The organism is Streptomyces sp. NPDC004561, assembly GCF_053602155.1.
In genome coordinates this window covers 1-7972 of sequence record NZ_JBSGDB010000406.1, presented here as the reverse complement: position 1 = coordinate 7972, position 7972 = coordinate 1, and the positions used below count along the sequence as shown (strand labels likewise).

Here is a 7972-nt window from a genome sequence, read left to right as displayed (position 1 = left end):
GCCCCGGCCGGCTCGGCGACGGGCTCCTCGTCGAGGGCCGGGGCCTGCTCGATGATCGTGTGCGCGTTGGTGCCACTGACGCCGAAGGACGAGACGGCGGCGCGGCGGGGGTGGTCCGACCCGGGCCACCGGACGGCCTCGGTCAGCAGCCTGACGCCGCCCGCCGACCAGTCGACCTGAGCGGTCGGCTCGTCCACGTGCAGCGTCTGCGGCAGGACGCCGTTGCGGATGGCCATCACCATCTTGATCACACCGGCGACGCCGGAAGCCGCCTGCGTGTGACCGATGTTGGACTTGACGGATCCCAGCCACAGCGGCCGGTCCCCCGAGTGCTCCTGGCCGTAGGTGGCGAGGAGCGCCTCCGCCTCGATCGGGTCGCCCAGCGTCGTGCCCGTGCCGTGCGCCTCGACCGCGTCGACCTGGGAGGCGGTCAGGCGCGCGTTCTCCAGCGCCTGCCGGATCACGCGCTCCTGCGCCGGGCCGTTCGGGGCCGTGAGGCCGTTGGAGGCGCCGTCCTGGTTGACGGCGCTGCCGCGGATGACGGCGAGCACGTCGTGGCCGAGCCGGCGGGCGTCGGACAGCCGCTCCAGCAGGAGCACGCCGACGCCTTCCGACATGCCCGTGCCGTCGGCGGTGGAGGAGAACGCGCGGCAGCGGCCGTCGGGCGACAGGCCGCGCTGCGCGCTGAACGCGATGAAGGTGTTCGGGGTGGCCATCACGGTCACGCCGCCGGCGAGGGCGAGCGAGCACTCGCCGCGGCGCAGCGCCTGGGCGGCCAGGTGGAGCGCCACCAGCGAGGACGAGCAGGCCGTGTCGACGGTGACCGCCGGGCCTTCGAGACCGAGGGCGTAGGAGATGCGGCCGGACACCACGGCGGCGGTGTTCGCGGTGACGAGGTGGGCCTCGATGTCGCTGTCGCCCTGACGCTGGAGGTAGGCGTGGTCCTGGCCGTTGGTGCCGACGAACACGCCGGCCCGGGTGCCGCGTGCGGTGGCGGGGTCGACGCCCGCGCGTTCGAAGGCCTCCCAGGAGGTCTGCAGGAGCAGCCGCTGCTGCGGGTCCATGACCAGGGCCTCGCGGGGGGAGATCCCGAAGAACGCGGGGTCGAACTCGCCGGCGTCGTGGAGGAAGCCGCCTTCGCGGACGTAGGTGCGACCCGTCCGTCCCGGCTGGGGGTCGTAGATCGTGTCCAGGTCCCAGCCGCGGTCGGTGGGGAAGTCGGACACGCCGTCGCCGGCCGAGGCGACCAGCCGCCACAGGTCCTCGGGCGAGCCGACCCCGCCCGGGTAGCGGCAGGCCATTCCGACGATGGCGATGGGCTCGGTGTCCTTCGCCTCCAGCTCACCCAGCTGCCTGCGGGTGTGGCGCAGGTCCACCGTCACGCGCTTGAGGTAATCCCGGAGCTTGTCGTCGTTCGACATGTTTTACGTCCTCGGTAGCAGTGCGTGAGAAGAGTCAGAGCGACCCGAGCTCTTGGTCGATGAGGTCGAACATCTCGTCGTCGGTGGCGGCGTCGATCCGGTCGAGGTCGCGGTCGGTGCCGGGGCCGGCGTCGGCGGTGTTCGCCGCGGTGTCCTGGTGGGTGTCGGTCCACTTCCAGAGCAGCGCCTTGAGCCGGGCGGTGACCTTGTCCCGTACCGCGTCTTCCGGTGCGAGCGCGGCGAGCCGCGCCTCCAGCCGGTCCAGTTCGCCGAGCACGGCCGGGGCCTCGGCGGTGAGGTCGAGCACCAGCTCCTTGTGCAGGAGCCGGGCGACGGCCACGGGGTTGGGGTGGTCGAAGACGAGGGTGGGCTTGAGCCGGAGCCCGGTCGCGGCCTTGAGCCGGTTGCGGAGCTCCACGGCGGTCAGGGAGTCGAAGCCGATGTCCCGGAAGGCCGTGGTGGGCTCGATGCGGGCGGCGGTGGCGTGGCCGAGGGCGGCTGCCGCCTGATGGCGCACCAGGTCCAGCAGGGCCTTCTCCTGGTCGGCCTCCGGCATCCCGGCGAGGCGGCGGGCCAGGGCCGTGGTCCCGACGGCCGCGGCCTCGCCCGCCGCGGCGCCGGTGTCGCCCACGAGGCCGCGGAAGAGGGCGGGCAGCATGCCGGCGCGGGCCGTGGCGCGCAGTCCCGGAACGTCCAGCCGGACCGGCACGATCACCGGCCGGTCCACGGTGAGGGCGGCGTCGAACAGGGCCAGCCCCTCCGCCGGGGTGAACGGCACGACTCCGGCCCGCCCCATCCGGCTGCGGTCGGCGTCGGTGATCCGGTCGCCCATGCCGCCGTTGTCCGTCCACAGGCCCCACGCCAGCGAGGTGCCGGGCAGGCCCGCGGCACGGCGCTGCCGTGCCAGCCCGTCCAGGAAGGCGTTGGCGGCGGCGTAGCCGGCCGCGCCGGCGCTGCCCAGGACTCCGGCCAGGGAGGAGAAGAGCACGAACGCGGAGAGGTCCAGGTCCCGGGTCAGCTCGTGCAGGTGCAGCGCCCCGTCGGCCTTGGGCCGCAGCACGGTGTCCAGGCGCTCCGGGGTCAGGGTCGTGACCACGCCGTCGTCCAGGGCGGCCGCCGCGTGCACCACGGCCACCAGCGGGTGTTCGGCGGGGATTGAGGCCAGGAGGTCCGCGAGGGCGTCCCGGTCCGCGATGTCACAGGCGGCCACGTCGACGTGCGCCCCCAACTCGGCGAGGGCGGCGACGAGTTCGCCGACGCCCTCGGCCGCGGGGCCGCGGCGGCTGGCCAGCAGCAGCCTACGTGCGCCGCGTTCGGCGACGAGGTGCCGCGCGAGTGACAGTCCGAGGCCACCGGTCGCGCCGGTGAGCAGTACGGTCCCCTCGGGGTCCCATGGGTGACCGGTGGGCTCCTCGGGCGGGGTGATCCGGGCGAGTCGCGGCACGTACAGCCTGCCGTCGCGCACCGCGGCCTGCGGCTCGTCCAGAGCGGCGAGCGCCGCGGCCAGGGCGGGGTCGATGCCGCCGTCCGTGACCGAGTCGTCCGCGTCGAGGAGCAGGAGCCGGTCCGGGTGCTCGATCTGGGCAGACTTCACCAGGCCGGAGACCGCGACGTGCGCGAGGTCCAGGGCCGTGCCGTCCAGTTCGACGGCTCCGCGCGTCATCACCACGAGCCGCGCGTCGGAGAACCGCTCGTCGGCGACCCACTCCTGCACGGCCGACAGCACACCGGCCAGCAGCCCGCGCGTCGCCGCGGCGGTATCGCCCTCGCTCGGGGCGCAGGGCAGCAGGACGTGGGCAGGTGTGGCCGCATCGCCGTCGACCGCCTTGCGGAGCGCGTCGATGTCGGCGTGGGACCCAGCGTCGCCGAGAACCGCCCATTCAGCCTCGGGAGCGGGAGCCGCGGTGTGCTCGACCCAGTCGACCTCGAACATCCGGTCCTGGTGCGCCACGCGCGAAGCGAGCACCTGCTGCGAGGACATCGTCCGCGTCCGGACGGACGCGACCGAGGCGACGGGAGAGCCGTCGGCGTCGGAGAGTTCGACCGCCACCGCGTCGTCGCCGGCGGGCCGGATGCGTATGCGTACGGCGCCGCACCCCGGGGTGTGCACGGACGTGCCGCTCCAGGCGTAGGGCATGAGCAGCTCGCCGGGGTCTTCGGAGCGGTCCGGCACCAGCATGCCGAGGGCGGCGTCCAGCAGTACGGGGTGCAGGCCGTAGCGGTCCGCCAAGTCCCGCTCCGCGACGGGCAGTGCGGCCTCGGCGTACAGCTCGTCCCCGGCGCGCCAGGCGGCGCGCAGGCCCGGACGGCCCTCGGCGTCCAGGGGTTCGGCACCCGTCGGCGGCCAGATCATCGTGTCGAACTCCGGCGCCGGAGCGTTCCGGGTGAGTTCTCCGGTGGCGTGGCAGACCCACGGCTCGGCGCCGCCGTCGGCGGCAGGCCGGCTGAAGACGCGCACCGAGCGCCGGTCGGCGTCGTCGCCCGCACCGACCCGCACCTGGATGCGGACGGCGCCCTGTTCGGCCAGGACCAGCGGGGCGTCCACGTCCAACTGTTCCAGGTGCGCGAACCCGGTCTGCCGTCCCGCGGACAGGGCGAGGTCCACGAACGCGGCGACCGGGAGCACCGGCACGCCGCCGGCCGCGTGTTCCGCGATCCAGGGCGTGTCGGCCGGGGACAGCCGGCCGGTGAACAGCACGTCCCGTGCCCCGGCTGTCTCCACGACCGCGCCGAGCAGGGCGTGCCCTGAGGAGTCCAGACCCGCCGCGGAGACGTCGGGCGCGGTCGTGCCTTCGAGCCAGTAGCGCTCGCGCTGGAAGGCGTACGTGGGCAGGTCGACACGCCGGGCGCCGGGGAACAGGGCCCGCCAGTCCGGGGAGACGCCGTGCGCGTGCAGCTGTCCGAGGGCGAGGGTGAGCGCCTGCGGTTCGGGGCGGCCGGTCCGCAGGGCGGGCACGGTGACGACGTCCGTGTCCTCGTCGAGGCAGCCCTGGGCGAGGGCGCTCAGCACCCCCCCGGGGCCGATCTCCACGAAGGTGGTCACACCCAGCTCGTGCAGGGCGCGCACGCCGTCGGCGAACCGGACCGCCTCGCGCACGTGCCGGACCCAGTACTCCGGGGTGTACGACTCGGCCTGGCGGCCGGTGAGGTTCGAAACGACCGGAATCCGCGGCTCGTTGAAGACCAGCCCACTGACGGCCTGCGCGAACTCCTCCAGCATCGGGTCCATCAGCGGGGAGTGAAATGCGTGGCTGACCTTCAACCGGGAGGCTTTACGGCCCTGTTGAGTGAAGACCTCGGCGATCTCCAGCACGGCATCCTCGGCCCCGGAGATCACCACGGACTCCGGGCCGTTGACCGCCGCGACACCGACCTCGCCGGTCAGGTGTGGCAGCACCTCGTCCTCGGTCGCCTGCACAGCAACCATCGCCCCACCCGCAGGCAACGCCTGCATCAGCGCGGCCCGCGCCGACACCAACTTCGCCGCGTCCCCGAGCGACAACACGCCCGCCACATGCGCGGCCGCGATCTCACCCACCGAATGACCGGCCACGTAATCCGGCCGGACACCCCACGACTCCAACAGCCGGAACAACGCCACCTCGACGGCGAACAACGCCGGCTGCGTCGAACCCGTCTGATGAAGCGATTCCGCATCGACGTCGACCGGGGCGTCCAGCAGAGCGCCCACCTCGTCGTAGGCCGCTGCGAACACCGGGTACGCCGCGTGCAGCTCGCGCCCCATCCCCAGCCGTTGTGAGCCCTGGCCCGAGAACAGGAACCCGACCTTGCCCGGGTCGGCCGCGGCGCGCCCCGTCACGAGCTGTGCCGCGGGCTCGGCCGCCGCGAGGGCGGTCAGCCCCGCGCGCAGCTCGTCGCCGTCGGCGCCGACGACCGCCGCCCGGTGCTCCAGCGCCGAGCGGGTGGCCGCCAGCGAGAACCCCACGTCGGCCGGTGACGCGGCCGCGAGGTCCACGGACGACAGCAGTCGTCGTGCCTGCTCCCGCAGCGCCTCCCCGGTCTTCGCGGAGAGCACCCACGGCACGACCGTGGTCCGGGGCGGCATCAGCTCCTCGGCCGCACCCTTGCCATCAGTCGTGTCGTCGGCCGGGTCCTCCGGCTCCGGTGCGGACGCCTGCTCCAGGATGACGTGCGCGTTGGTGCCGCTGATCCCGAACGACGAGATCCCGGCCCGGCGAGGGTGGTCCGTATCCGGCCAGGCGACCGCCTCGGACAGCAGCTCGACCGAGCCGGCCGACCAGTCGACCCGCGGGGTCGGCCGGTCCACGTGGAGCGTCTTCGGCAGCACGCCGTGCCGCATCGCCAGCACCGTCTTCATCACGCCGGCGACGCCCGCCGCGGCCTGTGTGTGGCCGAGGTTGGACTTCAACGAGCCGAGCAGGAGCGGCCGTTCGCGCTCCTGTCCATAGGTCGCCAGCAGCGCCTGCGCCTCGATCGGGTCGCCGAGGCTGGTGCCCGTGCCGTGTGCCTCGACGGCGTCGACGTCCGCGGCGGACAGCCCGGCGCCGGCCAGCGCTTCGAGGATCACGCGCTGCTGCGAGGGGCCGTTGGGCGCGGTCAGGCCGTTGGACGCGCCGTCCTGGTTGACGGCGCTGCTCCGGACGACCGCGAGCACCTCGTGGCCGAGCCTGCGGGCGTCCCGCAGCCGCTCCACGAGCAGCAGCCCGGCGCCCTCGGACCAGGACGCGCCGTCCGCCGCCGCCGCGAAGGACTTGCAGCGGCCGTCGGGGGCGAGTCCGCGCTGGCGGCTGAACTCGACGAAGGCGCTCGGGCCCGCCATGACCGTGACGCCACCGGCGAGCGCCATGGAGCACTCGCCGTCGCGCAGCGCCCGCACGGCGAGGTGCAGGGCGACGAGCGAGGACGAGCAGGCGGTGTCGACGGTGACGGCGGGGCCCTCGAAGCCGAAGGTGTAGGCGATGCGCCCGGAGGCGACGCTGCCGGAGTTTCCGGTGCTCATCAGCCCCTCGACCCCTTCGGGGAGGACGCCGGGCGTGAAGCCGTAGTCGTGGTACATCAGGCCGGCGAAGACACCGGTGCGACTGCCCTTGAGGCCGGCGGGGTCGATGCCCGCGTGCTCGAAGGCCTCCCAGGCGGTCTCCAGCAGCAGCCGCTGCTGCGGGTCCATCGCCAGCGCCTCGCGCGGCGAGATACCGAAGAAGTCCGCGTCGAAGTCCGCCGCGTCGCGGAGGAAGCCGCCCTGGCGGGTGTACACCTTGCCGGGCCGCTCGGGGTCGGGGTCGTAGAGCGCGTCGACGTCCCAGCCGCGGTCCTCGGGGAACGGCGAGATCGCGTCGCCGCCCTCGGCCAGCAGCCGCCACAGCTCCTCGGGGGAGCCGACGCCGCCGGGGAACCGGCAGCTCATGCCCACAATGGCGATCGGCTCCTGGTCGCGTGCCTCCAGCTCGCGCACGCGCCGCCGGGCCTGCCGCAGGTCGGTGGTGGCCCGCTTGAGGTAGCCCCGGAGCTTGTCTTCGTTCGTCATCGGTGTTGCCCGCCCCTTTTGGCCTGCGCAGTTCAGGAGATGCCGAGTTCGTCGTCGAGGAGCTCGTACAGCTCCTCGTCGCTCGCCGAGCTGAGGTCGTCTTCGTCCTCGGCTCCGCCGGCGCCTCCCGCATCGGCCGGCTCGTTCCCGTTCCAGCGGGCGAGCAGCACCTGGAGACGCATGTTGATCCTGGTTCGGGTGACGTTGTCGACGCCGTCCGCTCCGGCGCCGTCGAGGGCGGCGGCGAGGCGGTCGAGCTCGTCGAAGACCGGCGCCGTCCCGGCCGTGCCGCCGGGGAGGTCCTTCAGCACCCGCTGCGCGAGCACGGCGGGCGTGGGGTGGTCGAAGACCAGCGTCGCGGGCAGCCGCAGACCGGTGGCCCTGTTCATCCGGTTGCGGAGCTCCACCGCGGTCAGCGAGTCGAAGCCCAGGTCGCCGAATGCCTGGTCGGGCTGGACGGCCTTGGCCGAGCCGTGTCCGAGGACGGCGGCGACCTCGGACCGGACGAGTTCCAGCACGGCCTCTTCGCGCTCGCTCTCGGGCAGGCCCGCGATCCGCTGCGCCAGCGGTACGGAGGCCGCCCGGTCGGCGCGCCGCGGCCGGCCGCCGACGAGCGCCCTGAGCAGCGGCGGCACCGGTGCGGTCGCGTTCCGCAGGGCGGCGAGGTCCAGCCGTGCCGCCACCACCGACGGCTCCCGCAGCGCGAGCGCGGCGTCGAGGAGTTCCAGGCCGTCCTCGTCGGACAGCGGGAGCACGCCGCCGCGGGCGAGCCGGGTCCGGCCGGCGCCGCCGAGGTCCTCGGTCATGGTGCCGGTGCGCTGCCACAGACCCCACGGCAGCGACACCGCGGGCAGCCCCTGGGCCCGGCGGCGCGCGGCGAAAGCGTCCAGGTAGGCGTTGGCCGCCGCGTAGTTGGCCTGACCGGGGGTGCCGAGCGTGCCCGCGAGCGAGGAGAAGAGGACGAACACCGCCTTGAGAGGGCGGCGTGCTAGGCCACTACACAACGGGGGCCCTAGCGATCCCGACATGATCAGGACCAGTACCC

Annotated in this window: 3 protein-coding genes; all 3 read right to left on the bottom strand. The window is 74.1% G+C overall.

Going from position 1 to position 7972, the window contains the following annotated elements:
• On the bottom strand, positions 1-1421 hold a 1421-nt coding region (locus ACWEN3_RS35825), incomplete at its 3' end, for a type I polyketide synthase (protein WP_452979674.1).
• A 34-nt stretch (positions 1422-1455) separates the two neighbouring features.
• Positions 1456-6927, bottom strand: coding sequence for an SDR family NAD(P)-dependent oxidoreductase (locus ACWEN3_RS35820; protein WP_452979671.1), 5472 nt, complete (start codon positions 6925-6927; stop codon positions 1456-1458).
• A 32-nt stretch (positions 6928-6959) separates the two neighbouring features.
• On the bottom strand, positions 6960-7972 hold a 1013-nt coding region (locus ACWEN3_RS35815), incomplete at its 5' end, for a beta-ketoacyl reductase (RefSeq protein ID WP_452979669.1).

What these genes read in the sequence shown, in the direction of transcription:
- ACWEN3_RS35820 (WP_452979671.1), bottom strand. Translation starts at nt 6,927, where the DNA reads ATGACGAACGAAGACAAGCTCCGGGGCTACCTCAAGCGGGCCACCACC.